Source organism: Roseibium sp. MMSF_3544 (assembly GCF_030732845.1).
In the GTDB taxonomy this organism is placed as follows: Bacteria; Pseudomonadota; Alphaproteobacteria; order Rhizobiales; family Stappiaceae; genus Roseibium.
Genome location: NZ_JASHKA010000006.1, coordinates 111,568 through 136,706, shown reverse-complemented (window position 1 = coordinate 136,706; position 25,139 = coordinate 111,568). Strand labels below are relative to the sequence as shown.

At 57.9% G+C, this 25,139-nt stretch carries 21 protein-coding genes; 20 read left to right on the top strand and 1 reads right to left on the bottom strand.

Going from position 1 to position 25,139, the window contains the following annotated elements; translation table 11 throughout:
* Positions 1 to 80: 80 nt before the first annotated feature.
* The 20 genes from RBB47_RS10785 to RBB47_RS10690 all read left to right on the top strand — a co-directional run bounded on the left by RBB47_RS10785 (position 81) and on the right by RBB47_RS10690 (position 23,795).
* Positions 81 to 1,070, top strand: coding sequence for a sugar-binding transcriptional regulator (locus tag RBB47_RS10785; protein WP_305985799.1), 990 nt, complete (start codon positions 81 to 83; stop codon positions 1,068 to 1,070).
* Complete coding sequence (locus RBB47_RS10780) at positions 1,067 to 2,548, top strand: FGGY-family carbohydrate kinase (protein ID WP_305985798.1); 1,482 nt, start codon at positions 1,067 to 1,069, stop codon at positions 2,546 to 2,548. Before RBB47_RS10785 ends, RBB47_RS10780 begins: the two co-directional genes overlap by 4 nt.
* A gap of 199 nt (positions 2,549 to 2,747) precedes the next feature.
* Positions 2,748 to 4,073, top strand: coding sequence for an amidase (locus RBB47_RS10775; protein ID WP_305985797.1), 1,326 nt, complete (start codon positions 2,748 to 2,750; stop codon positions 4,071 to 4,073).
* A gap of 314 nt (positions 4,074 to 4,387) precedes the next feature.
* Complete coding sequence (locus RBB47_RS10770) at positions 4,388 to 5,950, top strand: cation:proton antiporter family protein (protein ID WP_305985796.1); 1,563 nt, start codon at positions 4,388 to 4,390, stop codon at positions 5,948 to 5,950.
* Between the two features lie 103 nt (positions 5,951 to 6,053).
* A complete protein-coding gene (locus tag RBB47_RS10765; RefSeq protein ID WP_305985795.1) occupies positions 6,054 to 7,604 on the top strand; it encodes a class I adenylate-forming enzyme family protein in 1,551 nt (516 codons plus the stop codon).
* Between the two features lie 540 nt (positions 7,605 to 8,144).
* Positions 8,145 to 9,134 (top strand): sugar-binding transcriptional regulator, encoded by a 990-nt coding sequence (locus tag RBB47_RS10760; RefSeq protein WP_305985794.1) that lies wholly within the window; start codon positions 8,145 to 8,147, stop codon positions 9,132 to 9,134.
* A 27-nt stretch (positions 9,135 to 9,161) separates the two neighbouring features.
* Positions 9,162 to 10,601 (top strand): extracellular solute-binding protein, encoded by a 1,440-nt coding sequence (locus RBB47_RS10755; protein ID WP_305985793.1) that lies wholly within the window; start codon positions 9,162 to 9,164, stop codon positions 10,599 to 10,601.
* 60 nt (positions 10,602 to 10,661) lie between these two features.
* Complete coding sequence (locus RBB47_RS10750) at positions 10,662 to 11,585, top strand: carbohydrate ABC transporter permease (protein WP_305985792.1); 924 nt, start codon at positions 10,662 to 10,664, stop codon at positions 11,583 to 11,585.
* 2 nt (positions 11,586 to 11,587) lie between these two features.
* Positions 11,588 to 12,445 (top strand): carbohydrate ABC transporter permease, encoded by an 858-nt coding sequence (locus tag RBB47_RS10745; protein ID WP_305985791.1) that lies wholly within the window; start codon positions 11,588 to 11,590, stop codon positions 12,443 to 12,445.
* Positions 12,446 to 12,449: 4 nt separating this feature from the next.
* Complete coding sequence (locus RBB47_RS10740; RefSeq protein ID WP_305985790.1) at positions 12,450 to 13,547, top strand: ABC transporter ATP-binding protein; 1,098 nt, start codon at positions 12,450 to 12,452, stop codon at positions 13,545 to 13,547.
* A complete protein-coding gene (locus RBB47_RS10735) occupies positions 13,544 to 14,659 on the top strand; it encodes an ABC transporter ATP-binding protein (protein WP_305985789.1) in 1,116 nt (371 codons plus the stop codon). The genes RBB47_RS10740 and RBB47_RS10735 overlap by 4 nt, the downstream gene beginning before the upstream one ends.
* Entirely contained in the window at positions 14,649 to 16,202 is a 1,554-nt protein-coding gene (locus RBB47_RS10730) for an FGGY-family carbohydrate kinase (RefSeq protein ID WP_305985788.1), read from the top strand. Before RBB47_RS10735 ends, RBB47_RS10730 begins: the two co-directional genes overlap by 11 nt.
* Entirely contained in the window at positions 16,199 to 17,239 is a 1,041-nt protein-coding gene (locus RBB47_RS10725; protein WP_305985787.1) for a 2-hydroxyacid dehydrogenase, read from the top strand. Before RBB47_RS10730 ends, RBB47_RS10725 begins: the two co-directional genes overlap by 4 nt.
* A gap of 8 nt (positions 17,240 to 17,247) precedes the next feature.
* The gene (locus tag RBB47_RS10720) at positions 17,248 to 17,970 is read left to right on the top strand and encodes a class II aldolase/adducin family protein (RefSeq protein WP_305985786.1); all 723 of its coding nucleotides are present in this window, start codon (positions 17,248 to 17,250) and stop codon (positions 17,968 to 17,970) included.
* 3 nt (positions 17,971 to 17,973) lie between these two features.
* A complete protein-coding gene (locus tag RBB47_RS10715) occupies positions 17,974 to 19,473 on the top strand; it encodes a glycerol-3-phosphate dehydrogenase (RefSeq protein WP_305985785.1) in 1,500 nt (499 codons plus the stop codon).
* Entirely contained in the window at positions 19,470 to 20,495 is a 1,026-nt protein-coding gene (locus RBB47_RS10710) for a class II aldolase/adducin family protein (protein WP_305985784.1), read from the top strand. Before RBB47_RS10715 ends, RBB47_RS10710 begins: the two co-directional genes overlap by 4 nt.
* Positions 20,492 to 21,745: an FGGY-family carbohydrate kinase gene (locus tag RBB47_RS10705; protein ID WP_305985783.1), complete on the top strand. Its 1,254-nt coding sequence runs from the start codon at positions 20,492 to 20,494 to the stop codon at positions 21,743 to 21,745. Before RBB47_RS10710 ends, RBB47_RS10705 begins: the two co-directional genes overlap by 4 nt.
* Positions 21,742 to 22,533, top strand: a complete 792-nt coding sequence (locus RBB47_RS10700; protein WP_305985782.1) for a TIGR01459 family HAD-type hydrolase — start codon at positions 21,742 to 21,744, stop codon at positions 22,531 to 22,533. The genes RBB47_RS10705 and RBB47_RS10700 overlap by 4 nt, the downstream gene beginning before the upstream one ends.
* A 161-nt stretch (positions 22,534 to 22,694) precedes the next feature.
* Complete coding sequence (locus RBB47_RS10695; RefSeq protein ID WP_305985781.1) at positions 22,695 to 23,129, top strand: RidA family protein; 435 nt, start codon at positions 22,695 to 22,697, stop codon at positions 23,127 to 23,129.
* 33 nt (positions 23,130 to 23,162) lie between these two features.
* Positions 23,163 to 23,795 carry a LysE family translocator gene (locus RBB47_RS10690; RefSeq protein WP_305985780.1) on the top strand — a complete coding sequence of 211 codons (633 nt, stop codon included), beginning with the start codon at positions 23,163 to 23,165 and terminating at the stop codon, positions 23,793 to 23,795.
* 82 nt (positions 23,796 to 23,877) lie between these two features.
* On the opposite strand, the gene RBB47_RS10685 is transcribed toward RBB47_RS10690, so the two are convergent.
* Positions 23,878 to 24,756 (bottom strand): LysR family transcriptional regulator, encoded by an 879-nt coding sequence (locus RBB47_RS10685; protein WP_305985779.1) that lies wholly within the window; start codon positions 24,754 to 24,756, stop codon positions 23,878 to 23,880.
* Positions 24,757 to 25,139 lie beyond the last annotated feature (383 nt).

Below are 25,139 nucleotides of genomic sequence, written 5' to 3'. Positions count from 1 at the left end.
GAATGACAAATGACAGCATCTATTGACATTTGTCAAATCGAATTTCAGACTCCCAGGATCGCAAAGGCGAAAGCACGACAATGTCAGACCAGCAAACTGAAGGCTCAAGCGGGGGAAACGTTAAGTTCGTCGAGGACACGACGGCTTGGGCAACCTGGCTCTACTACGCCGAAGCCCGGACGCAGGCGGAAGTCGCCAAGGCGTTGGGGGTCTCGCGCGCGTCTGTCGCCAATTATCTTGCGGATGCGCGCAAGCGGGGTCTTGTGACCATCAGTCTGGCGCCCGGCCTTCTGGAGCAGGCCGATCTGAGCAAAAAGCTTGCAGCGCGCTTTAACCTGAAAGGTACATTTATCGCGCCTGAAATTGGTGACGAAGACAACGATCCGACACTGCTGCGAAAGCGCCTCGGGATAGCAGGTGCGCAGATACTCCTGTCACGCCTGCGCAAGGACATGACGCTCGGCGTCGCGTGGGGCCGTACAATGCTGGAGCTCGCGAACGCACTGCCTGAACGAAGTCAGGAGAGCCTTCGCGTGGTTCAGGTTTCGGGAAGCTCGCTTGGCGACGATGTTACGTCGCCAGAAGCGTGCACGCTGTTCATTGCAAATCGCCTTGGCGCAAAGTGCCATAACTTCCATGCACCCGCTGTCGTCACCACGTCCGATCTTCGCACCGCACTGCTTCGCGAGCCGTCCCTGAGACGTCATTTCGAGCGCGTTCACAGCTGCTCAACCGTCGTCTTCGGAGTTGGTGAACTCAATGACGACACGCGATGGGCGGACGGCAACAATCTCATCCAACCCTCCGTAGAGGAGTACATGAAGGCGGGCGCTGCCGGCATCGTGATCGGCCGCTTCATCGATGCGAGGGGAGATGCCTTGCAAGGACCGCTTTCCGGGCGTCAGATTGGAATGGAGCTTCAGGATCTCAAAGCTGTCCCGGAACGTATTTGCGTTGCCGGCGGCAGCGAAAAACTGCAGGCGCTACACGCTTGCCTGACCGGAGGATATGTCACCGATCTGGTGACGGACAAGGCAACTGCAGAAGCATTGTTGAGGGAGGATATATGACGAAGGATCTGGTCATCGGGCTCGACAGTTCCACGCAATCGACCAAAGCCGTCGCCTGGACAAGAAATGGAACGCCGGTTGCTGAAGGGCGCGCCTCCATTCCCTTGTCGCAACCGCAACCCGGCTGGGTCGAACAGGATGTCGAAGACTGGTGGAGCGCTGCGCGCACGGCCTTGCGAGAGCTGGCGGGTGAAATAGATGTGTCCCGTGTCGCCGCCCTTGCAATTTCCAATCAACGCGAGACGGTCGCGTTTCTGGACGAACAGGGAAATGGTATGCGGCCCGCCGTCGTCTGGCTCGACGAAAGGGCGCGCGAGGAAGTCGAGCTTTTGAGCGGAGAGATCGGCAGGGATTTGCTGCATAGTGTGTCTGGAAAGCCCGTCGACATAACACCCGTGATCTTCAGGTTGTCATGGTTCCGCCGCAACCAGCCAGATGTGATGGAGCGGGCTGCGAAGGTGACCGATGTCCATTGTTTCCTGACCGGGCGCCTCACCGGCAACTGGACCTCCAGCTGGACAAGTGCGGACCCCTTTGGCCTGCTCGATATCGAACAGATGGCATGGTCCAAGGAGTTTCTTGATCACTTGAGGATCCGGCCCGATCAGCTTGGAACGCTCGCACGTCCCGGAACACAGACGGGCACGGTGACGGCAGACGCTGCCGCCCAGACCGGTTTGCCGGAAGGATTGCCGCTCGTTGCCGCCGGCGGCGACGGGCAATGCGCTGGACTTGGCGTAAACGGCGCCCGTGAGGGCGTTGTCTACCTCAATCTTGGAACAGCTCTCATCACCGGAGCCTGGGCACCTGACCCGATGATCAGCCTCAACTGGCGCACCATGACATCACCAACCGGCAACGGTTATTTCCTGGAAGGATGCCAACGCGCAGGCGCCTTCCTGATCAACTGGTTTGTCGACACATTCGCCGGTGGGCGGGACGACCCTTCCGTCTTTTCAAAACTGGAAGCTGAAGCCGCTCGGATCCCGGTCGGATCGGAGGGGGTCACGGTCTGCCCTTATCTGACCGGCTGCATGGATCCTCACTGGGACACGGGGGCCCGTGCCAGCTTCAACGGTTTGTCGCCCAATCACGGACTTGGCCACCTTTACCGGGCAGTCCTGGAGGCAATGACGCTGGAAAGCGCGCGCACGATAACGGCAATGAAGGAAAACGGCCTGAAAATCGAAAAGATTGTCGCAGTCGGCGGCGGCGGAAACAGTCCCCTTTGGACCCGGATGTTTGCCGACGCCACCGGTTTGCCGGTCCATATCTCGCAAAGCCTCGAAGCGTCTTCACTTGGGGCGGCCATGAGCGCCGCCCATGGAGCAGGCTGGTTTGAAACCCTCGACACCGCTGCCGCTGAAATGAGCGATGAAGGAGAAACGGTGATACCGGACCCGCAGATGCGAGACACCTGGAATGCGCTCTCAGCCCGGCAATTTGCAAGTTATCGACCGGAGCACAACAGTCAGTGACACGCGACTGCCAAAGAGCGCGAACGCCGGACCCAAAGCGGGGTGAGATCCGACACTTGTGACGACATCATTGAAGAGCGAGGTCATTGCTTCCGCGAACGCAAAAATATGATGGACATGGCTGCAACCTTGGACGACGCTGACACCATTCCGGATCGCCAATCTTTCCAATTGCTGGCGATGAACCTAGGAAAAAGCCATGTCAGAGACTGCCACAAGACAGCTTGCGGGTGCCCTAGACGCGGTCGCTCGTACCGAAGACAAGGTCCACGCCTACAAACACTTGTTGGAACGCGAGGCACAAGCTACAGCTAACGCCGCCGACGCCAATCCTGAAAGTTCTCCGATATTTGGTTGGCCCTTCGCGGTCAAAGAGGTGTTTGACGTAGCCGGCGTTGCGACGTCAGGCGGCTCGCAAGCCTACAAAGATCGCATTGCGACATCTGATGCCACTGTCGTAGCGCGGCTTCGTTCCGCCGGCGGTACACTCGTTGGAACGCAGATTGCCCATGAGCTGACGTGTGGGTTCGATCAACCGCCAACGCGCAATCCGTGGAATCTCGCCTGCTATCCTGGAGGGTCCAGTGCGGGAGCCGGCGTCTCGGTCGCCGTTGGATCCGCACGTTTCGCCCTGGGTACTGATGCTGCAGGTTCTGTGCGTATTCCGGCAGCGATGACCGGCACGACAGGCCTCAAACCAACCTGGGGACTTATCAGTTTGCACGGCGTTATGCGCCAGGCATCGGCAACATCAATTGATCATGTCGGAATCATTGCAAGATCGGCTGAAGAGATCGCGCAAATTCTTTCTGTTCTTTCTCCTCCTGATCCCTGGGACGCTGCCACGTTGCAAGCTCGTCCATTTCAAGACGAAAGTCCACAAAACCGCGACCGGATTGCCGTTCTCGGCCCTGCCACTCTTAAGGCGCTGGCCGACGTTCACCCACTCGATCCGGACATCGAAGCCGCATTTTCAGCGGCCTGCGACGTTTTCCGCCAAGAGGGATCTGAGATCATTGAATGCGAGCTGCCAACGCTCACGAAGGCTATCGATGCGATCGTCACGCTCTTTTCCGCAGAACTGGCGCCCGCCAACGCGACAACGCTCGTCGAACGGAGAGACAGCTTTTCACCTGCCGTTGCAGACATGATTGAAACCGGACTGGCAATCCCTGCAGATCAGCTCTCGAAAGCTATCCGTATACGCTCTCAATTGCGGAGAGAAATTTCGGCTGCCTTTGCTGCGGCCAACACACACTTTCTGCTCACACCGACCACACCGCGTGCAGCCATGTCGTTGGCGGATTTCGATCCGTCAAAGGAATTGGGCACGCTCATTCCTTTCACATGTGGCTTCAATCTGTCTGGGAACCCGGCGATCAGTTTACCTTGCGGGCAGACCCGGGACGGTCTTCCGATTGGCTTGCAGATTGTCAGCCGCCACTACATGGAACCCGCCTTGCTCGACCTGGCACACCTGTTTCAGCGTCGGACCAAGTGGCACGAAGCGCGTCCATCCATCTAAAGCAGAGTTTCAATGGCCCCACGCAGTTTCCTGATGATGTAGCTTGAGATTCGCTCGAGTCAGAACACCGCCCCGTCCACGTCAAACGCCTTTTCGGCGATCGCGAGGGGGCGAATGAGCAGCTGCAGGTTCTCAAACAGCCGGTTCTTGGCCGAAAGCGCCAAATCTGCCGTAAAAGCTGTTAATCGCGATAGCTGATTTCTGTCGGGCCGCGCACGCTTCTGGCAAGATGACCCGCAAGAAAAAAACTTATCCGGACATTATTCCAAGTGGCTTGCATTCCGTAAGGCAACGAAACAGCAAGTGAGACGATAATGCACTTTGAAGTTTTCGCTATCGGAACGGCCTTCGTCTTCGGGCTTCTTGTGCGGCAAGTCGGTCTCCCGCCACTGGTCGGTTTCCTGGCCGCCGGCTTCTTCATCAATTTTGTCGGCCCAGGTTTCGGCATGCCTGTCGAAACAGGTCCAATCCTCGAGTATGTCGCAGAACTCGGTGTTCTGATGCTGCTCTTCACAATCGGATTGAAACTGAAAGTGCGTCAAATCACCGAACCTCAGGTGATTGGCGGTGCGCTGATTCATTTCGCCATTTCGATTGCCTTGTTCACACCAATTGTCTGGCTGCTCTTCACGTCCGAATGGATGGGCGCCCTGCTCATCGGCATCGCCCTTGCCTTCTCGTCAACGGTGCTGTCTGCAAAGATCCTCGAAGCGAAGCGCGAGTTGGGGACATTTCACGGCAGGACAGCCATTGGCATCCTGATTGTTCAGGACATTATCGCGCTCGTGGTCCTGGCAGTCTTCGCAGGCAAACTGCCGGGCCCCTGGGCACTTCTGATCTTCGCTACCCCTCTCTTGAGGCCGCTTCTGTTCCGGTTGCTGGACCTGGCAGGACATGACGAGGTTCTTTTGCTGACCGGCATGATGCTCAGTCTCGTCATTGGCGGGGTCGGTTTCGAGATCATCGGCCTGAAAGGCGAGATCGGTGCCCTGGTCATGGGACTTCTGCTGTCGGGCCACCCGCGCGCCGGAGAGCTGTCGAACTCGCTTTGGGCGCTCAAGGAAGTCTTTCTGATCGGCTTCTTTCTTTCCATTGGTATGTCCGGTTTGCCTGACTGGAACTCGGTCACCTTTGCGCTTGTGCTTGGCCTTCTCCTGCCGCTCAAGGGTGCTCTGTTCTTCTTCGTGTTGATTGCGTTCAAGCTCAGGGCGCGGACCTCTTTCGTGACAGCGCTGTCGTTGACGGCATATAGCGAATTCGGCCTGATCGTGGCTGCGGGCATTCCCGCTGCGCAGGATTATCTTGTTCCGCTGGCCATTGCGGTTTCGGTCTCGTTTTTGATTGCCGCACCGCTGAACCGCTTCGCCCATCCGATCTTCGAACGTTTCGAACCTCAGCTTCAGCGGTTTGAACTGAAGGCACGCCATCCGGACGAACAGCCCAAGGAACTCGGCGACGCCGATGTCATGGTGTTCGGGATGGGTCGGACCGGAACCGCCGCCTATGCCGCATTGGTTGAAAGGGGCCACCGGCCGATTGGTCTCGACGCGGATGTCTACAAGGTCCAGGGGCATGCAGAGGCTGGGCGAAACGTGATCTTTGCCGATGCAGAAGACAGCAATTTCTGGCGCGGCGTGGATTTGAAGGACATTTCGGCTGCGGTCCTGGCCATGGATGATCTTGAAGCCAAGCTGATCGCGGCCCGTATGCTGCGCGCAAGCGGTTTTTCCGGAACAATTGTCAGCCATGCGCTGCATGCTGATCATGTTCAGCAAATTACCGATGCGGGGGCTGACCAAACCTATCTGACGATGCAGGAGGCAGGTCAAAGCCTTGCAGCACACGCAATAGAACCGGCCGTGGTCCAAGACGCCTAGGGCACGGACTAATGAATGCAGCGGAAACAAGCTGCTTGGTTTCGAACGGACCGCAGCTGGCTTTCCTTCGCGTCGTCAAGAGACAGAGAGCACCAGAATCGTAATGCCTATTTCCGGTAACCCGCTCGATGACGTCGTTTCCTTGGACAAGTTGCTGCATGCCGGTCTGACCCTCAAACCCGATGAAAAGGCGGTCGTGTCGCTGCAGCAAACCTGGACCTTTCGTGAGCTGGATGAAGCCAGCGACAACCTGTGTGCGCAATATCTCGACCGCGGCTTGAAGACGGGCGACCGCATCGCCTCCCTCATGCCAAACCGGGGCGCTCTCTTGGTTCACTACATTGCTTGTTTCAAAGCAGGTCTCATCGCTGTTCCGCTGAATTACAGGAACACCCCGATTGAAATCGAACGCGCGCTTGATGCGAGCGGAGCAAGGTTCATGCTTTTCCATGCGGAACGCGAAGCAGACATTCTCCAGGCAACGCAATCTCGTGAGATGGCAGGATTGCTGAGTTTCGAGTGGCGGGGTATCGGACCCTATCCAACGTTTGAAGAATGGATCGAACGGAAAGGTAAAGCGGCCGCACCGGCAAACCTGCCCGCCGACACGCCGGTCTTCATGCTGTTCACCTCCGGCAGCACCGGGCCGGCCAAAGGGGTGACGCACAGCCGCGAGTCGATTTCATACATGTTCGCAAGCTGTGCCGCAGGTTTCGAAATGACCGTTGAGGACCGGGTTCTGCCCGGCTCGTCGCTGTCGCATATTGGCGGCATTCTGTTCTCTTTCTCCGTTCTGTCGCTGGGTGGTCAGGCGATCGTCGCACGCGCTTATGGCGCTGAAGAAATCGTTCCGCTGATGCGCGTGGAAAAACCGACGGTCCTGTGCATGTTGCCCTGCGCGCTCTTTAATCTCCTGCGCGATGGTCATGCGACACGTGAGGATTTTGCATCGCTCAGACTGGTGCGGTCGGGAAGCGACAAGGTTCCGATAGAGCTTGAGACTGAATTTCTGGATCTGACCGGAATACCCATCGACGAAGGCTATGGATGTTCGGAGATGGGGTTGGCAACGCTGAACCCGCCATCCGCGCGCATCGTTCCGGGCTCGGCAGGCCGGCCGGTGGCGGGGTTCGACATCTCAATCCGGGACGAGAACGGCAAGGAAGTCTCTCCCGGCGAACCGGGTGTCGTCTGGATGCGGACGAAAAGCCGGATGCTGGGATATTGGAACGACCCTGTTGCGACGGAAAAAGTCTTCGACGGCGAATGGTTCGACAGCGGCGATATCATGCATGCTGACGAAGACGGTTACCTGTACTTTCGTGGACGCAAGAAGCAGATCATCATCCACAACAGCCTGAACATATTCCCGCAGGAGGTCGAAGACGCTCTGCTTCTGCATCCAAGTGTTGCGTATGCGGGCGTAATCGGCGTGCACGATCTGGTGCATGGTGAAAACGTGCGTGCTTATGTCGTCGCCAAAGACGGCACGTCGCCCAGCGACATTGAACTGATTGCATTCGCACAAGAACAGATCGGCTACAAGGCACCGGAAGAAATCCGCTTTCTTGACGAGATTCCCTTAAACCCAACTGGCAAGGTCGACCGGGTGACCCTGAAGAGACTGGCGGAAGAAGCACACGATCACAGCTAGCGCTCTTTCAGCCTGTTATTGACGAGCACCAGACCAATAAATCTCGCACACGACCATCTCTCCTTTAAATGAACTTCAAAGCTGCAATCAGGGGCAGCGGACACGCCTCTTCCGAGGCGCCTTTGAGTTCCGCCACTCCGGAATTCAGTGTGTGGCCTGACACGAAAAACAGCCGACCAGACCCTTTGGAACCGTGAAGGCGAAGGCTTCAGTTTTCTGGTTTCCGCCTCCGTGACGTTGGCGATCCGTCGCGCAACAAATCCCTTCGCCGCGATTTTCCTGCGCTAAGGGCAACCCGCTTCCTGCGATCTTTCCGGGTTCACTCCCGGCATGGCAAGTCATTCAAGAAACGGGCTTATCTTCGGTCGCGCCTTGAAAACCACGCACCGAAACCGCTCTCCCTCAGCTTGAAAAAGGACAGATCCAAGGGCGTTGCTCTTTGCAGCGCACAACGTTTTTTGATTGACGATCAATGCGATTCTGAAAATAATTTCAGAAATGGAATAAATTGCATTTTTGTCGTGAACCGAGGGGAAGCTGTTGGCGAAAGGTGCATCCACGTCAAAACTTCAGGAAGAAACCGAGATGGCGGCCCGCGCCGCCTGGCTCCACTTCGTGGGCGGCTTGACGCAGTCGGAAGTCGCCATACGACTGGGCGTCTCGGGCACGCGTGCCCACAGGCTCATCGTCAAGGCGCAGGGCCTCGGCTTTGTTCATATTTCGGTTGATGCGACAGCTGCGCCATGCGTGGAACTGGAAAACACGCTGATCGAGACATTCGGCCTGACCATGTGCCGGGTGGCGATGGATCTGGGCGAACCCGACCCGATCCCGCTTCGTGCCCTGGGGGCTCTCGGCGGCCACTGGCTCGGGCATCTTTTGGAAAAAGGCGCCTACAGGACAATTGGGGTCAGTCACGGCAGGACGATTGCCGCGTCGGTCGAAGCCATGCAGAGACGGTCGGTCAACGGCACGATATTCGTTTCGCTGCTTGGCGGTTTGACCCGGTCGCTTGCAGCCAATCCCTATGATGTGATCCATCGGCTGGCACAGATGACCGGTGCGGAATCTTATCTGATGCCGGCCCCCCTGTTCGCAAACTCACCGGAAGACAAAGCTGTTCTGGCCTCCCAATCGATGCTGCGCGATGCCTTTGCGCGCATGCAGGATTGCGAATTGGCCGTTGTCGGGATTGGCGATCTGAAGACGTCGACCGGGTCCCTGGCTGTCGGCCAGGCGAACATCACCGAAGAACTGACACAACGGGGCGCTGCGGCCGAGATACTCGGCCAGTTTCTGGACGTGGATGGCAACCAGATTTCCACGTCCTTGGACGGACGGGCCATGGCCCTGCCCCTGAACGATTTGCGTGGCCGTGAAGTGGTCGCGATTGCAGGAGGTCTCGGCAAGGTCGAGGCCATCAAAGCCGCGCTTTCCAGCGGGCTTTTAACAGGTTTGATTATCGACGAGGCAGCTGCCCGCAGTCTTGTCGAAGGTCTGAGCGACGGTCGCGTCGCCGGCGCTGCCTAAACCGCGGGCGATCTGGGAGGAAAGTCTATGTATGAAAAAGAGAAAGACCTCGTAAATGCTTACATGAGAGGCCAGATGAGCCGTCGCAGCCTGCTCCGGTCTCTGTCGGCGCTGGGTGTGACTGCCGCCAGCGCCAGCGTTCTCGTGAACGCGGCTGCTACGCAGGCGCTTGCCGCGGACTTCGACTGGAAAAAGCACAATGGCAAGTCGATCAAGCTGCTTTTGAACAAGCATCCCTACACGGACGCAATGATCGCCAATCTCGACAATTTCAAGCAATTGACGGGCATGGAGGTCTCCTACGACATCTTTCCGGAAGACGTCTATTTCGACAAGGTAACTGCCGCGCTGTCCTCCGGGTCCAGCGAATACGATGCCTTCATGACCGGCGCCTACATGACCTGGACCTACGGCCCGGCAGGCTGGATCGTGGACCACAATGAATGGATCAACGACACGTCCAAGACAAACCCGAACTACAATTGGTCCGACATGCTCGAAGGCGTGCGCAAGTCATGCGCCTGGAACGGCAAACCGGGCGGGGAACTCGGGTCTGCCGATGCCAAGCAATGGTGTATCCCGTGGGGCTACGAGCAGAACAACCTGGCCTTCAACGCATCCATGCTTGAAAAAGCACAGGCTTCGCTTCCGACCAATCTCGACGAGCTGATTGAGACGGCCGCGAAACTGCAAGCCGGCAATGACGGGGTTTACGGTATAGGTGTCCGTGGCTCTAGAAGCTGGGCAACCATTCACCCGGGCTTCCTGTCGGCATACGCAAATCTTGGCGAACACGATCTCAATGTCAGCGACGACGGCAAGTTGTCAGCAGCCATGAACACGGCCGGGTCCAAGGACTTCCATGCCAAATGGGTGAAGATGATCCAGGAATCGGGTGCCGCGGATTGGTCGACCCACACCTGGTACCAGGTCGGCACCGATCTGGGTGCAGGCAAGTCCGCCATGATCTACGACGCCGACATTCTCGGCTACTTCATGAACGGCGGCGACAACGCAATGGCCGGGCAGCTCGCCTATGCACCGTTTGCAGCTTCCGGAAACGGCGCACCCACGCCGAATATCTGGATCTGGTCGCTCGCCATGTCGAAGTTCTCAAAAGACCTCGACGCAACCTGGTACTTCATGCAGTGGGCGTCCGGGCCTGAACACGGCCTCTTCGGCGCAACCAAGATGGACTTCGTCAACCCGGTACGCTCGTCCGTATGGGAAGACGCCGGGTTCCGGGATCGCCTGGCGAACTCCTATCCCGGATATGTCGAGATGCATGACGTCTCGGCACCAGGCGCGTCAATCAAGTTCACGGCACAGCCGCTGTTCTTTGACCTGACGACCGAATGGGCGGCAACGCTTCAGAAGATGGTTGCCAATGAAGTTCCCGTCGACGAGGGACTTGATCAGCTTGCAACCAGCGTGGACAGGCAGCTGAAGGAAGCCGGACTAGGCTAACTTCAAACTATGGGCGGGCTCAACGGGGCCCGCCTCCCTTTACCTCTCTAGGTTTTCGTCATGGCCAACGATACCGCGGTCCGTGTCGCGCCTGCGCGCTTCCGGATCCCGAGCAAGCTTTTTCCCTATCTTCTGAGCCTGCCAGCCCTTCTGGTGTGCATCGGGATCCTGATACCGTTCTTCACGGCGGTCTGGTTCTCGCTGCAGCGGTACCGTTTGTCACAGCCCTGGAACAGGGGCATGAATTGGGGAGAGAACTACCTCAATTTCCTGACGGATCCCTCCTTCTGGAACACGCTCCAGGTTAGTCTTGTCTACGCGGCACTTACGGTTGGCCTGGAGCTTCTGCTTGGCCTTGGGATCGCCCTGCTTCTTCAAAAGCGCACGCGGTTCAACAACTTCATTTCCATCATGCTGCTTCTGCCGCTGATGACGGCACCTGCACTCGCCGCTTTGATGTTCAAGCTGATGACGAACCCGAATTTTGGCATCCTGAGCTATTTCGCCCAGGTGCTCGGGTTTGAAAACATGCGATGGGGGTCAGATCCCTCGACGGCCCTTCTGACTGTTGTGCTCGTCGATATCTGGGTCTACACGCCATTCATCATGATCCTGCTTCTCGCCGGGTTGAGATCCCTCCCGACGCAGCCCTTCGAGGCGGCGGCGCTTGACGGTGTTCCACGGCTGCAGCAGTTCTGGCGCATCACTTTGCCGATGCTCTTGCCGTATATCCTGACGGCCTCGCTGTTCCGACTGCTCGACTCCATACAGCAGTTCGACATCATTTACGCGATGACCCAGGGCGGCCCCGGTGACCGGTTGATGGTGTTCCAGGTCGAGGCTTACCTGAACTTCTTCCAGTCCACCAATGTCGGCCGTTCCGCCGCATTGCTGCTGATCCTGTGGGCGATCACATTCTTCCTGTCCAATCTCTTCATCAAGAACTGGCTCCGTTTGCGCGAGCGCGCCAGAGGGGAGGCTTGACCGTGCACCACTACTCTCCACTCGAACGGGTTTTGCGGGGCGTTGCCCTGACAGCGATCGTGATCTTCTTCATGTTCCCGATCTTCTGGATCGTGCTCATGAGCCTGCAGACCAACGAAACGATCCTGCGCTCTCCCCCGTCCATGGTGTTTGAACCGACCTTTTCAAACTATGCGGCGATCATTGCCGGCCGGTTGGACAGCAACGTCGCCTCGATGGGCATCGAGTTCATGAACAACCTGATGAACTCAATCATCTTGTCCGTGGGGTCCGTCACCGTCGCGCTCATCCTCGGTGTGCCGGCGGCCTACGCCTTCGCCCGTCACAAGTTTCGCGGATCGGAAGACATTGCATTCACCCTGCTGAGCTTTCGATTTGCGCCGCCGCTATTGGTGCTGCTGCCCTTAACCATGTATTTCCAGCAGATCGGTCTGGCGGACACCTATCTCGGACTGATCTGGGTTTACCAGCTGATCTGTCTTCCGCTGATCCTTTGGATCGTGCGCGGTTATTTCGAAGACATCCCGCAAGACATCGAACATGCTTACCGCATCGCAGGACACTCATGGTTCGCAACATTTCGCAAGATAGCGCTCCCCCTCGCCGGTCCGGGGATCGCGGCGGCCGCGCTGCTCGCCTTCATTTTCGCCTGGAACAACTTCATCTTTGCACTCGTGCTGGCAAGCGCCGACAAACAGCCGGTGACTGTCGGCGCCCTGGCTTTCGTGACCGCAAGTGGAATTCAATATGGACAGATCGCGGCAGCTGTCGTCTTGTCCATAACGCCGACACTCGCTCTTGCACTCTACGCACAACGCTACCTCGTTGAGGGTTTGTCCCTCGGGGCAGTGAAAGGTTGAATTGATGAGCGGTATTCAGATCAAATCGCTGACAAAGACCTACAAATCCGACGCGGTGCTCGACGACATCTCGCTCGAGGTGCCCGAGGGCAAAACCCTTGCCCTGTTCGGACCGTCTGGCGCGGGAAAAACGGTCTTGCTGCGGTGTATCGCAGGCGCTGTCGAACCGGAAGCTGGGCAAATCATTCTGAATGGAATGGATGTCTCCGGCCTGCCGCCGGAGGAACGGAACCTCGGCATGGCGTTTCAGAACTTCGCGCTGTTTCCGCACATGTCTGCTGAGGAAAACATCGCAAGTCCGCTGAAGGCCCGCAAATCAACCCGGGACCAGATCAGCACCGCGGTGCGCCGCGTGACCGAGTTGCTGAAGATCGACCATGTCCTGGGACACGCGCCCAAGGAACTGTCCAACGGTCAGAAACAACGCACGGCGCTGGCGCGCGCTCTGATTGCCGAACCCGATATCCTGCTACTTGACGACCCCTTGCGGAATGTCGACGCCAAACTGCGCTTTGAAATGCGGCTTGAATTGCCGCGACTTTTGTCGGGACGTGGCGCGACGGTCATTTACGTGACCCAGGACTACAAGGAAGCCATGGCCCTTGGGGACACGATTGCGGTGCTGGATGGAGGCCACATCACCCAGATTGGCTCGCCGGAAGATGTCTACCTGCGCCCCGCGAATACCGCCATTGCCAGCTTGTTCGGCGACCCGGTGATCAACCTTCTCGACGTGGTACCTGAACGAGATGAGAGCGGCATTTTCGTCATGTTGTCAGATCAGAAGGTACACCTGAATTCCGGATATGACGCAGCCGTTGGACGTGAGGCGATCATCGGCCTGAGGCCGGAGTCGCTCAGGTTCGCAAATGAAGGCATTCCGGTCGAGATTGAAGCGGAAACGCCGTTCAACGAAAAAATTGTCACGCTTACCCAGACCAAGCGCGGGCGGGAGATCATCGTATCGCGCCCGGCCGGAACCGACGCTCCGTCGACAGGCACCGCGTGCATTGCCGTTGAAGGCACCAGCGCCGTTCTGTTTGACCGTAAAAATGGCGAACGCATCGTTCCTGCTTCGGACGAGAAGGAGCAAGCGGCATGAGCTATCTGACCCTTGCGGGCGTCAACAAGATTTATGGGAAGGTGGTCCATGCGGTGAAGGACCTGGACCTGAGCATCGACAAGGGCGAGATCATTGCCCTGCTTGGATCCTCCGGCTGTGGCAAGACATCGACCCTGCGAATGATTGCCGGATTTGAATCGGTCACCGGTGGATCGATTTCACTCGACGGCAAACAGATTGACACGCTGCCCCCGGCAAAGCGCGGCGTTGCCATGGCCTTTGAGGGCTATTCCCTCTACCCGCCTCTGACAATCTACGAAAACATCGCGTTCGCATTGAAGGGAAGCCGGCTGGCTTCGTCAGACGTTGACAAACGTGTCCGGGAAGTTGCCCATCTTGTTGAAATCGAAGACATTCTGGACAGGTATCCGTCCTCTGTGTCCGGCGGGCAACAGCAGCGTGTTTCCCTGGCGCGCGCCCTCATCCGGGACGCAGACCTGCATCTGCTCGACGAGCCGATGGGTCAGCTGGAGCCCCAACTGCGCGCTCTGCTGCGCGGACGCGTCAAGCATTTCATTCAGGAACGAGGCCTGACCGCAATCCTCGTGACGCATGATCAAACGGAAGCAAATGCGCTTGCCGACCGCATCGCCGTGATGGAAGACGGCGAACTGCAGCAATTTGATACGCCAAGAGCGCTCAAGAACCGGCCAGCAAACCTCTTCACCGGAACGTTCATCGGAGAACCACCCATGAACGTCTTCCCGGCGCAGACGAGATTGCAAGACGATCGAGTCCACTTTTTGCTTGAAGACGATGTCGCACTGGACTTCGACAGGGCATCGTTCTCCGATGCGGTCGTTGAGCGCTTGGATCGTGGCACAGAGGTCACGATCGGCATCCGGCCGGATGCAGTCAATCTGGACAGCAACGGCAAGCCGGCAAAGGTCTTCGTCAATCAATGGCTCGGTGACCAGACACACATTGCAGCGGAATTTGCCGGCGGATCGATCGTTTCAGTCGAACATCAGCGTCTTGCCCTCACCGAGGGAGAAATCATCGGCATAACGATTGCCGCTCAGGATCTGCACATTTTTGAAAGCTCAGGTGGCCGCGCCATCAGCCACGGGGGGCAACTCAATGAGCGGTGATGTGCTGATTGGTGTCGATGCCGGCACCTCCGTGATCAAGGCGGTGGCTTTCGATCTGAACGGCCGGCAACTCGAAGCGGCAAGCCGTCGAAACAGTTACGAGACGCGTCCGGACGGCGGTGTCGTCCAGAACATGAAGCGGACCTGGACTGACACTGTGGACGTGCTCCGGGAGGTCACTGAAGCTGTTGGCGCTGACCGCGTTCTGGCGCTCGGAATTACAGGGCAAGGTGACGGCACCTGGCTCATCGATGCGGACGGAGATCCAATCCACGACGGATGGTTGTGGCTCGATGCGCGATCAGCGCAAGAAGTCGCGGATATCACGGCATCGCACGGAATTGACACGATCTACCGGAACACGGGCGCCGGCGTGAACGTCTGCCAGATGCGCTCCCAGCTTCTCTGGATGACGCGCAATACGCCCAACCTTTTGGAGAAGGCTGCAACCGCTCTGCATTGCAAGGATTGGCTCTATCTGGGTCTGACCGGCGTGAGGGCCAGTGATCCCACGGAAGGCGTTTTCACCTTCGGCGACTTCAGGTCGCGCGAATACTCAGATGACGTTCTGGACGCCCTTGGCCTGTCGCATCTGCGCCACCTCCTTCCGCCTATTCTGGACGGATCTGTTGAAGCCCACGGTCTGACCCGTGCGGCTGCGGCGGCCACCGGTCTGCCCGAGGGACTGCCCGTTTCCCTTGGATACGTGGACGTGATCTGCACCGCCCTTGGCGCCGGGTTGCACGACGCAGACGCCATGCCCGGGTTTTCGGTTCTGGGATCGACGGGCATGCACATGCGCTTTGCACCAGATGCCGACGCAGTTTCCCTGAATGAAGACCGCTCCGGTTACACCATGGCCTTGCCTGGCAAAGCCTATGGGCAGATGCAGACCAATATGGCGGCAACGCTCAACATCGATTGGATTTTGGATGTTGCAACAGAGTTGCTGGCGAGCGAAGGGGTTGCCCGAAACCGAACCGACCTCCTTGCCGGACTGGATGAAAAGGTACTTGCAGCACAGCCCGGGGCGGCGCTCTTCCACCCCTATATTTCCTCAGCCGGCGAGCGCGGACCATTTGCAAATCCGGCGGCACGCGCGAGCTTGACCGGACTGGATCAGGGTTGCGGCTGGTTTGACCTGGTGCGCGCGGTCTATGACGGGCTCGTCCTGGCAGCGCGTGATTGCTATACGGCACTCGGTGAGATTCCCCTCGAAATCCGGCTAAGCGGCGGTGCCGCCCGTTCCGACACGCTCGTTCAACTGCTTGCCGCAGCGCTCAACCGACCCGTTCGCACTGTCGCGCAGCCTGAAGCTGGGGCCGCCGGGGCTGTGATCATTGCAGGCATTGCACAAGGATACTTTGTCGACGCGGCGGATGCGACGCGGCGCTGGGTGCACCCGGTGCTGCAAGACCCGCAGTTGCCCGACAGCCAACTTGTCGATACCTACGACACGCTTTTTGCCTCCTACCTTGCAACGCGCGAAGCAATGCAGCCGGTCTGGGACGCGCAGTCGACGATGCGGAGGGCGCTGCGATGACGACAAGGGTCGCAATCATCGGTGACCGTTTCATGCTGCCGAGCATGTTCGAGGACGCACTTGTCGAAGCCTGCGGCAACACCATTTCCTGCGATTTGCTGGAGCAACCCTGGCCTGACGAGCCCATGGAACACGGATATGCGGTAGAAGGCATGGACGGGCTCAAGGAATACATGGGAACGGCGGGGGAAGTGATCGGGCACGTCTCCGATGCACCGGTTCTCGTGACGCATCTGGCGCCGTTGTCACGCCGGATTTTTGAAGCCTTGCCCAATCTGAAACTTGTTGCAGTGTCGCGCGGCGGACCCGTCAATATCGATATGGCCGCGGCGCGCGATCATGGTGTCACCGTCGTGAATACGCCGGGCCGAAACGCATCTGCCGTCGCCGAATTCACCATTGGGGCCATCATCACGGAAACACGCAATATCACCGCCGGCCATGATGCGTTGCGAAAGGGCATCTATCGCGGTGACCTTTACCGGGCTGAGATTGCCGGCGACGAGCTCTCCGACATGACGGTCGGCGTCATCGGTTATGGAAAGGTCGGCACGAGGGTCGTCAAGCTGTTGCGTGCCTTTGGAACCAAGGTGCTGGTTTGCGACCCATATGTCCAACTTGAGCCCGCCGATGCTGCGGACGGGGTAGAAAAGGTGGATCTTGGCGAACTGCTGGAGCGCTCCGATGTTGTCAGCCTTCATCCGAGGGTGACAGATGAAACCCGCAACATGATGAATGCCGAAACCCTGAGGTCGATGAAGAAGGGTGCGGTTCTCGTCAACACCGCCCGGGGGCCGTTGATGGATTACGACGCGCTCCATGACGTCCTCGTAGAGGGTCATCTGCGCGGCGCCATGCTCGAAACATTTTCGATCGAACCGACCCCTCCGGATTGGCCGCTGCTTCAACTGCCAAATGTCACGCTGACGCCGCACATTGCCGGAGCGTCCGTCAAGACAGTCCGCATTGCGGCGACTAAAGCTGCCGAAGAAGTCAGACGCTGGCTCGCCGGTGAACCGCCTTTAAACCCCTGCTGAGGACACACATGAAAAAAGCTGAAAGAGACCTGCGACAGGCGATCATCGACAAATGCAGATTCATGAATGCGTCGGGTCTCAATCAAGGCACGTCCGGCAACATCTCCGCGCGCTTCGAAGGCAGGATGCTGATCACACCCTCAGCGACACCTTACGATGCACTGACGCCCGAGATGATCGCCTCCATGCCGTTCGACGCCGAATATGGCAGCTGGGACGGCCCGCTCAAGCCATCCACCGAATGGCGGTTTCACTTTGATATTTTGAAAAACCGGTCAGACGCCGGTGCCGTCGTGCACGCGCACCCGACCTACTGCACGGCTCTTGCCATTGCCCGGAAGCCGATCCCTCCGGTCCACTACATGATGGCGGCTTTCGGCGGCACCGATGTCCGCTGTGCACCCTATGCGACATTCGGCACGGAAGAACTTTCAAATTTCGCGCTGGAGGCCCTGGAGGACCGGTGCGCATGTTTGCTCGCCAATCATGGTTCGATTGTCGTTGGCGACAATATCGAAAAAGCCATGTGGCTGGCCGTCGAATTGGAGACGATCGCCCGGCAGTATTACAACACCCTTTTGATCGGTGGACCGGTCCTTCTTTCCGATGACCAGATCGCGGAAACCGCACGCGCTTTCGGTTCTTATGGCGTTCAGGACGATCATAAGAAGGTACGCAAACGCACCCCCAAGACGAAGGCGAAATCGAAGAAACCTTCCAGGAAAGCCTGATCGATGGAAACGCCCTACGATCTTCTGATAATAGGCGGTGGCATCAACGGCGCGGGGACCGCGCGGGATGCTGCTGGGCGGGGGCTGAAAGTCCTGCTTGCCGAAAAAGACGATCTGGCTCAGGGCACTTCATCGCGGTCCGGGAAATACATCCACGGTGGGCTGCGCTATCTCGAATATTACGAATTCAGATTGGTGCGCGAGGCACTGATCGAACGCGAAGTCATCTTGAACGCGGCCCCGCACCTCGCCTGGCCGCTCCGTCTCGTTCTGCCGCATTCACCACAACAGCGGCCGCGTTGGCTGATCCGGTTGGGACTGTTTCTCTACGATCACCTGGGTGGGCGTGAGAGGATCCCCGGAACCACCTCGGTCCGCCTGGACAGGGCTCCGGAAGGAGACATGGTGAGGGATGCCTTCAAGCACGCCTTTGCCTATTACGATGTGTGGGTCGACGATTCCAGGCTGGTCATTCTCAACGCCGTCGATGCAGCGAAACGCGGCGCCGAAATCCGGACAAGAACCGCAGTCACCTCGGCACGGCGTGAAAACGGGCTCTGGCGCGTTACCTTGCGCAGCGCAACCGGGTCGCAAGAGGTGTCGGCACGAGCGATTTTCAATGCCGCCGGTCCCTGGGTCGAGCAGGTGATCGGCAATGTCGGCGGCGTGAATTCGGCCAAGAGCATACGGCTTGTCAAAGGATCCCACATCATTTTGAAGCGCTGGTGGTCCGGCGACCACGGCTACGTGCTGCAGGCTCCGGACAAGCGGCTGATCTTCGTCAATCCCTATTTTGACGATCTGGCACTGATCGGCACGACGGACATTCCGTTTTCCGATCGTCCCGAGAATGTCGAAATCGATGCGACTGAAACCTGCTATCTTTTGAATATCCTCAACAGCTACTTCAAGGTTGACCTCAAGGTGAGCGATGTCGTCTCAAGCTATTCCGGTGTGCGGCCATTGTTTGACGATGACAGTTCCAAGGGCGCCTCGGCCGTTACGCGAGATTATGCGTTTGAGCTCGACACCCGTGATGGCAAGGCGCCAATGCTGTCGGCATTCGGCGGCAAGCTGACGACCTACCGAAAACTGTCCGAAGCAGCGCTCGACAAACTGAAACCCTTCTTTCCGGACATGAAGGATCCCTGGACGAAGAAGGTTGCCCTTCCCGGTGGAGACTTGCAGCGCAATTCCTTTGAGGACTGGTTTGCCGGGTTCCAGGAAAGGTATCCGTGGTTGCCTGAGAACCTGGCGCGATATTATGCCCGCGCTTATGGCAGCGAGGTCGACGCGCTGCTGGAAGGAGCCCGAAAACCTGCAGACCTCGGACAGCATTTCGGCGGACTGTTTTATGCGCGTGAAGCCCAGTGGATGATGCGGAACGAGTGGGCAGAAACCGCTGAGGATATGCTGATCCGTCGCTCCAAACACTATCTTTTCATGTCCGAAGATGAGCAATTGTCGGTAAGAGACTGGCTGAAAAAGGAGCGCGCAGCATGAGCCTCGCAGACCTTCACCAGGCTGCAGAATTCGCAGCGCTGCGCGCGACAGCAGCACGGTTGGGGAAGGATCCGCTCCAGATCCAGGGACCGGGTGGGAACGTCTCAATCAAGTCGGACGGCGACATGCTGGTCAAGGCCTCTGGAACCTGGCTTTCGGATGCGATGGAGCAGGACATATTCGCACCGGTTGACGCGGCAGCAATGGCAGCCGCATTGCGCGCCAGCGACCCTTCCGCCGACAAGCCTGCCGAGTTCTTGTTGGCAGAGGGTTTGCGTCCCTCGATTGAAACCAGTTTTCACGCCGCGCTCGATGCGCCGGTAGTGCTGCACACGCATTGCGTTGCAACGCTTGCCCGCTCCACGGCCCCGCTGTCCGCCGCCGAACTCAACGCATTGAAACTGGTATTCGTTCCTTACTTCAAACCCGGAGCGGAACTTGCCCGCGAGGTCCTGAAAGCCTGGCAACCCGATGCAGTCGGCGCAGTCCTTGGAAATCATGGTTTGATTGTCGTCGGCGATACGGTTGCCGAAGCCGAAGCTCGGCTGGACAAGGTCTCTCGGCACTTCAACACCGGATCTGTACCTCAACACGATCCGGACCCGGAACTGGTCAAGGATCTTCAAGGCACCGGCTGGTCGGCATTGGGGAGCGGGGCAACCACCGCCCTCGCCTTCAATCCCGAAGCTCTGGCAACGTTGACCGGTCCGGCACTGTTTCCGGATCAGGTGATTTTTCTGGGCCCGGAGCCATTCGCAACAGACCTGCCCGTTGCGCCCCCGCCGGGTCCGCCGGCCAGCCTTGCCATGTTCCCTTGCCGCGGTGCAGCCGTTCCGGAAAATGCGAGCCCGGCTTGTGTCGCGCTCGCCGAGATGATGGGCGAGGTGGTGTTTCGTCTTCCTGAAACCCCGACCCGGCTGACCCTGGAACAAACCTTGAGCCTGCTTGACTGGGACGCCGAGAAATACCGACAGGTCCTTGAGAACGAACGGACGGCGCGTCTGGCCGGAGGTCCGCAATGAAAGGTTCGCACGCGCTTGGAATTGATATCGGCACCTCGGGCGTTCGGGTGGCGCTGCTGGGAAGTGACCAACGTCCGATAGGCCAAGCGTCGAAAAGCATGTCTGATTACGGAGACAACCGGCGCTCACCGGCCTCTTGGTTCGCGACGCTTGATGCTGTCTTGAGCGATCTTGCCGCGCAGCATGACCTGAGCAAGGTCGGAGCGGTTTCCGTTGATGGAACATCAGGAACGGTTGTCGCACTCGACGCATCCGGGGCACCTGTCGGCGATGCGCTCATGTACAACGATGCGGTGGACGATCCCTCCATTCCCGAACAGATTGGCAAAGCCGCGCCGCGAGAGAGCGCCGCTCATGGACCGGCATCAGCACTCGCACGAACAATGGTCCTGCAGCAGCGTTCCGGCGTTGAACGCATCGTCCACCAGGCGGATTGGATCGCCGAACAGCTTGCAGGCGCACCGGTCCCAACTGACGAAAGCAATGCGCTCAAGACCGGATATGATCCGGTCGCACGGCAATGGCCCGACTGGTTCGGTTCGATTTCCCTGAACACAGATCTCTTGCCATCGGTCCTGCCCTGCGGCACGCGGTCGGGTGAACTGAGTGGAGCTTTCGGACTACCAAAGGGGGTCCCCCTCGTTGCCGGAGTGACGGATGGTTGCGCTTCGTTTCTGGCGACTGGCGCCAGCGAACCGGGCGACGGCGTTACCGCCCTCGGGACAACGCTGACTTTGAAACTGCTTTCAGAGCAGCCTGTTTTTGCGCCGGAATACGGGATTTACAGTCACAGGATCGGTGATATGTGGCTGGCCGGAGGCGCGTCGAACACGGGCGGCGGCGTCCTTGCCGCGCATTTCGAACCGCAGGATCTGGACGGGCTGTCAAAACGCATTGATCCTGACCGTCCTACCGGTCTCGACTATTACCCTTTGACAAAGCCCGGAGAGCGTTTTCCCACCGCCGACCCGTCGCTCGCACCCAGACTTGAACCCCGCCCGGACGATGACGCAATCTTCCTGCAGGCGCTCTTTGAAGGGATCGCCAGGATTGAACGAACGGGCTATGACCGCCTGTTCGAGCTCGGGGCACCCGCTCTTAAATCAGTGCGCACGGTTGGCGGCGGAGCCGGAAATCCAGTTTGGCGTGCCATTCGCGAAAACACGCTTGAAATCAAACAGAGCCCATCGCTTTCAGAAGACGCTGCCGTCGGCTCGGCCAGGCTGGCACACAAGTGGTTGCAGCAATGACGCGGGAGATAAGTGGTCTTTCCGAAATAGAAGACGCATTTTCGGCTGTCATCGTCGACCAGTACGGCGTTCTTCACGACGGACAGATGCCGTTTCCGGGTGCTCTTGAGGCGCTGACGAGACTGCACGCCAACAACATCCCCATTGTCGCCCTCACAAATTCCGGCAAACGTGCAAAGACCAACGCAGACCGTTTGCAACGCATCGGTTTTCCAGGCGGACTGTTTACGGCGGTCGTCAGCTCCGGTGACATTGCCCGCGATCAACTGAAGAAACTGCCTTCCGGTTCTTCCATCTTGTTAATCGCCCGGGAAGGAGAAACCGAGCTGCTTGACGGTCTCGACCTGATCCACGCCAAACACGGTGAAAAGGCAGACATGATCGTCTTCGCCGCTGTGGAACCGGCCCGCAGGAGCCGTACAGACTATGCGGAAGACTTGCTCCCCTATGCCCGGAACAAGACACCGGCACTCCTCGTCAATCCCGATCATCTGGCCGCGGAAAACGGAACGATTGTATTCGGTCCCGGCGCGGTTGCCGAGGACTACGCACGATCTGGCGGACCAGTCGAAACGCTGGGAAAACCGGCACGCAAGATGTTCGATGTGGCGTTGGCTGCACTCGGCAACCCCTCGTCGGATCGTGTTCTGATGATTGGAGACAGCCCGCATCACGACATCGGTGGCGCAATTGAAGCCGGTCTCCAAACCCTGTTGATCCGGGACGGCATTCAATCGGATCTTGAGGGCATCAACGCCGACTTTTCAATGCATCGCCTGTCCTGGTGATTGCCGAGAATTATTGCCTTTTCGCCCCTTCAAGTTTTGAACAACTGAAACCCACACCACTGACAGTTTGCGCGAGAGTTGCATCTTGAGACCAAGCACCGCTTGAACGGATTCCAAAGGGCGAGTTAGTCTTTGAAGCTCCACGACAGAAAGAGCACAAGGTGGCAAAGAGTTTCGACCCTCCAAACGTCTGGAGCCCTTTCGGGCCCTTTTCCCAGGCGGTCATTGCCGGAGACGGACAGACGGTCCATCTGAAAGGGCAAGTCTCACTCGGCCCGGATCAAAAGATCGTTGGCGAAGGAGATATGGCTGCCCAGGTTACGCAAGTGCTGGAAAACATTTCCAATATTCTTGGTGCGATGGGCGGAAGAATGAGCGATATCGTCTCGCTCCAGCAATTCACCACAGATATTCAGGCATTCATGAGCTGTGGCGAGGTAAGAGCGCGTTTTTTCGATGCGCCTTATCCTGTGACCACCACTCTGGAGGTCTCAGCTCTTTATGACCCCAGATTGCTGGTGGAGATCACCGCCATTGCCGAGATACCTCTGAAGCGTTTCAAGATGCCTGAAACGGCACAGGAAAAACATCAGTAGATCGAATACAGAGCGTACCCTAGGGGCTCCCAGATGATGGACATTCAAACACTCCTCCTGTTCAGCGCCGCCAGTTTCGCGCTCTGTGTAACGCCGGGCCCTGACATGATCCTGGTTGCGGCAAGAAGTGCTGCGCAGGGACGTATGGCCGGTCTGATAACACAGGCTGGCGTAACCGCCGGATCCCTGTTCCACGCGATCATACTTGCGCTTGGTCTGTCCCAACTCTTTCTGGCGGTTCCTTATGCCTATGATATTGTTCGATATCTTGGTGCCGCTTACCTGCTTTATCTTGCGTGGCAGGTCTTCAGGGCACATGACAGCTTTGCGCCCCGATCGACCCCGTCAAAGCGACTGTCACTCTATGCAATATTCAGACAGGGTTTCTTTTCCAATCTGCTGAACCCGAAAGTGGCGCTGTTCTACCTGGCCCTGTTCCCACAGTTTCTGGACCCGGAAAAAGGTTCTGTCGCCCTCCAGATCATGGTGCTGGCGATCATTCTCCAGGTAATCGATTTCGCCGTGCATGCAGTGGTGATCTGGTTGGCCGGCGGCGTGAGATCACTCTCTGCCAACGGGAGAGTGTTTTCACGATGGTCGAGGTATTTTCTCGGCCTTGTCTTCGGCGGTCTTGCCGCAAGGCTCGTTTTTGACAGTGAACGATAAGGCATTGTTTGTGAACGCAGAAAACGTCAGATCTGTCCTGAGTTCCATTGATCAGGAAGCCACCCGGATAGGAAACAAGCATCTATTTTGAAGTTGCTTCTCTCATTTGCGTTCCGCCAAGCGACGTCAAAATGCTGTCGGCAACCAAAGCGGCGTGCGCTTTGCAGTTGGTTGTTCGATGAACCGAAATCGCCACATTGGGCAGCATCGGAAAACCTTCCCGGCCATCGATCACCTTCAGGCTGTCCGGAATGATCGACGCTTCCATGACCGAAACGCTTGGATTTGCGAGGAGCGCTTGTTCCATCAGCCCGATGCTTCGGGTCGAATACGCGATGTTCCACGAACGGTCGATCCGTTTCAGGGCATCAAGGGCAATATCCCGGCAGACGCAACCCGATGGAAACAACACCATTGAGAGCGGCTCACTCGGATCATCCAGAAACGTGGGAGCGGCCACCCAGTGGAGGGGTTCGACGCGCGCAACTTCGCCAGCGACGGCCTCGATCGGGTGAGTTGCCAATACAATATCAAGGGCCCCATTGCCGAGGCGCAACAAGAGTTCATCGGCATTGTCGCTGGTGACTTCGATCTGAAGCCGGGGATTGTCCCGGCTGATCGCAGACAGTATGGGCGGCAACAAGAAGGTCGCGTAGTCGTCGGGCGCGCCAATCCGTACCAAGCCTGCGGCTTCCGGTCTCTGGATGTGTGCAAGGGCTTCGTCATTCGCAGCGAGGATACGATTTGCGTATACGAGCAGGGCTTCCCCCACATGCGTAATCGAAACGGATTGTCGGGTTCTCTCGAACAGACGCTTTCCGACGATGTCTTCAAGCCGCTTTATCTGGAAACTCACCGCTGACTGGGTGCGGCCGACGGAGTTCGCAGCTTTTGTAAAGTTTCGATGCGCTGCCACCGCAACAAAGGATCGCAAAAGATCGATTTCGAGGTCCCGCTTCATGCTTCATATCATAAGCAACGTTCATCAATATTAGCAATTTAATTCGTTTCACCGATAACCAGTTGAGCACCTATCCTGTTCGCGGAGGTGATTGGTATGTTGGGAATTTTTGCTCAAAGCATGTTGGTTGCAACACGCATGTCGACCACGACATCGACAGAACATCGCCGGACCGGTCCTCGGTCAAAAAGTGCGGAACAGCAAACACTACCGTGTAACCGAGAGGGAAACTGTTCCGACACGCCGACAAACCTGCGCACAAGAGTAGGGAGAAAAGTCGCGCAGGTTTTGTCCGTTTTCGGTGTTCTCTTTTGAACTGCACTTCAACGAGAATGACAGCACCCGGCAGCCAACGTTTTTTGACCGTCGATGTTTGTCAGTGG